At 57.4% G+C, this 3,371-nt stretch carries 2 protein-coding genes; both read right to left on the bottom strand.

The window, feature by feature from the left end; translation table 11 throughout:
• Window positions 1-123: 123 nt before the first annotated feature.
• Window positions 124-807 (bottom strand): response regulator transcription factor, encoded by a 684-nt coding sequence (locus AC066S_RS38515; protein ID WP_478271896.1) that lies wholly within the window; start codon window positions 805-807, stop codon window positions 124-126.
• Window positions 804-3,371: PAS domain S-box protein (locus AC066S_RS38510; RefSeq protein ID WP_478271895.1), on the bottom strand; the 2,568-nt coding region annotated here is incomplete at its 5' end. The genes AC066S_RS38510 and AC066S_RS38515, both read right to left, overlap by 4 nt.

Genomic DNA, 3,371 nt, shown 5'->3' with positions numbered 1-3,371 from the left:
GCGTCGTCGTCAACGACGGAAATCAAAGGCGTGGACAAGACGAGCCCTCCTGGAGCGGAAATAGCGGCTGCAAGCATTAGCCACCTTGCGCGAAAAGTGGGCTCGACTGATGAAATTGTAAAATCATACTTGGGTTTGTTCAGGACGATTAGTGCGAACTCCCAGCGTCTCAGTCATTCTGATCAAGTCGGCCAGCGAGCGTGCACGCATCTTTTTCATTACGTGTCCCCGGTAGATCTTGACCGTAATCTCGGCGAGCCCAAGCTCGGCGGCGACCTGCTTGTTCATCAGGCCGGCAGCGACCAGTTTCATCACCGCCTGCTCGCGCGGGCTTAAGGTCTCAAATAAAGACTGCAGGTTCGCGACCGTCTGCTGAGCCTCCCGTCTTTTGCGATCGCGTTCGGTCGCCGCAACCACGGCATCAAGCAGTTCCTGATCGCGAAACGGTTTGCTGAGAAAATCGACCGCTCCTTCCTTCATGGCCCTGACAGTCATTGGAATGTCGCCATGGCCGGTAATGAAAATGATCGGAGTATGTATGTTCAACCTCGCTAGCTCGGTCTGGTAGTCAAGGCCGCTCAAGCCTGGCAGTCGGACATCAAGAAGTTGGCAGCTAATAACGTCCGGAATTGTGCTCTGCAGCATTTCGCGGGCTGATCCGAATGCAACGACGTCTAACCCTACCGATTGAAAAAGGTTCGTAAGCGAGCGACGCATGGAGATGTCATCCTCCACGACGAAGACGGTCGCCTTTGTCGAGGCCTCGGCATTGCTGCCTTGATCTGGCGCGTCAAATCGTGCAGTCACGAGACGGCCTCCTTATGCAGCGGTAAGGCAAACTGGAACGTCGCGCCCGGTCCATTTTTGTGGACCATCGACAGTCGTCCTCCATGAGATTCCACGATCGACCGGCAGATCGCAAGACCCATTCCAAGGCCAGTCGATTTGGTGGTGAAGAAGGGATCCAAGACGCGGTCCGCGTCGTTCTCGGCGATGCCGACGCCACAATCGGTCACGGCAAGGTGGACGTGCCCCACATCGTCCTTCGATGATTGAATCAGCAGTTCGCGCGTCCTGTCTGTAACTGCATCCATGGCTTCAATTCCGTTCATCACCAGATTGATCATCACCTGTTGTAGCTGAATCCGATCGCCGAGGATCCTAGGCAGCCCTGCCGTCAACTCGGTTCGTAATGTCACTCGGTGGCTCACCAGCTCTCGTGTTACCAGCGCAACGACGTCCTTAACGACCTCATTGATATCGAGCGGCACCATCTCAATCTCGCCTTTCTTCGCGAGCGCGCGAATACGACGGATCACCTCGCTTCCCCGGATTGCGTCTTCGATGATCCACTCCACCGAAGAGCGCGCGGCGGAAAGATTAGGCGCTTCCCGGCCCATCCAACCGAGGCACGCATCCGCGTTGCTGATAATAGCGGCGAGTGGCTGGTTTATTTCGTGGGCGATGGAGGTTGTCAGCTCTCCTAAAGTCGTTACACGCGTCACATGCGCAAGCTCCGACTGTGCCTTTCGTAGTTCTTGTTCGGCTTGATCGGCGCGAATGGTAGCGGTGATGTCAGTGCTGACGCCACGGTAGCCGAGAAACTTGCCCTTTCCATCGAAAAAAGGCTTGCCACTCGTGCGGACGTAGATCGGAGAACCTGTCCGATTCACGGTGCGATAGACGAGATCCCGAAACGGAAGATGGGCCTCCAACGTCGCCCGATGCTGCCGCCACTTCTCGGGTTCCTCTTCGACGTCGCACGCAATGTCCCAGCGAAGCAGGCCGATCAATCCTGTCGCCAAAATTCCCGCAGCGCTGGTGTGCTCGGATAAGCGAGTGACCTGATGATCCGGCCCGGTCTCCCAGAGCCAGTCGGAAGCTGTTTCGGCGTAGTCGCGAAAGCGCTGTTCGCTTTCGCGTAGCGCGGCAAGTGTGTTTTCCAGGCGTTCCCTAGCTGCGTGTTGCTCGGTCACATCCATATGTGTTCCGATCAGCTCGCTGACGTTGCCATCGCTGCCGACCACCACATGCGCAACGGAGTGTATGCGTCTTATCCCGCCATCCGGTAGAAGGATACGAAAATCATATTCGAACCGCCCCTCCTTGTGTTCAATCGCCTGGCGCTGCACCTCCTCCAGCCGCGGCAAGTCCTCCGGATGGATGCGCGATCGAATGGTCTCGATCGACACCGGCTCTTGTGGGCTAAAGCCGAACAGACGATCGACCTCGGCGGAGCGATACACGAAATCTAGACCGTAGACGTCCCAGGACCAGCTGCCCGTGTGACTGAGATGCTGGGCTTCGGCCAGATAGGCCTCGCTGCGGCGCAGCTGCTGTTCTGCTCGCCTCGCCGCCGTGATATCCGTAGCTGCCCCAACAAACTCGATGTCACCAGAGGCTGCTCTCGTCGCTCGTGCCTGCGCATGGATGTGCTTTACCGAGCCGTCCGGTAGCAGAAGCCGGTATTCGTGCTCGAAATCGCTCGGGTCTCGCATCGCGCGATCGATAATTTCTTTAACGGAAGCCCTATCATCTGGATGAGTGCGCTCAACGACGAGCTGCGGCCCCGGCTGCACTGTGTCAGGATCTAATTGGAAAATGCGAAATGTTTCCTTTGACCAGAAGGCCTCGCCCGTAGTGGGGTTCCAGCTGAAGCTGCCTGTGTGACTCAACTCCTGCGCCTGGGCCAAATGTGCTTCGCTCCGCTGCAGGGCAAGTTCGGTCCGCCTTCGCTCCGTGATATCTTCGCAGGCGATAAGGACAATGGGCTGCTCATCGCCCCAGAGCATGGCTTTGGCGTTTTCACGTACCCACAACACCGAGCCGTCCTTCCTGACTTTCCGGACGTCCCACGTGCGCGTTTGTCCCACATCCTCAAGGCACGTCCGAACGCATTCGCGAACGAAAGCGCGATCCTCCTCGAGAAATACGTCCAGCACTGATCGAGCGATCAGTTCAGCACGAGCATAGCTGAGTTGTGTCGCGCCGAGCGTATTGACGTTGAGGATAGTGCCGGCTTTATCGACCATGAAGTACATGGCCGGATTGTGCTCGAAGATGGCGCGCCATCGCTTTTCGCGATCCTCCAAATCGGCCGCACTCCGCTGAAGCTTGGCCGCAACGACACGCGCAGCCTCTCTTTCCTGGCGGAGCTTTCCGATCAGGTGCGCTCCCACAATCGAGGCAATAAAGAATGCAACAACCACCGGCAGATCTTGGGGGTCATCGATACGCAGGCTGAACGCCGGCGGCGCAAAGTAGTAAGCGAGAGCAGCGATGGCTATGATGCAAAGCGCGGACGACGCGATGAAGCTGCCCATCAACGAAAACAGCAAGACCACCAACAAATAGGCGAACGCCGTCGCGGC

It is taken from the genome of Bradyrhizobium sp. CFUWI, assembly GCF_056429085.1.
This window is presented reverse-complemented; position numbering and strand designations above follow the sequence as displayed.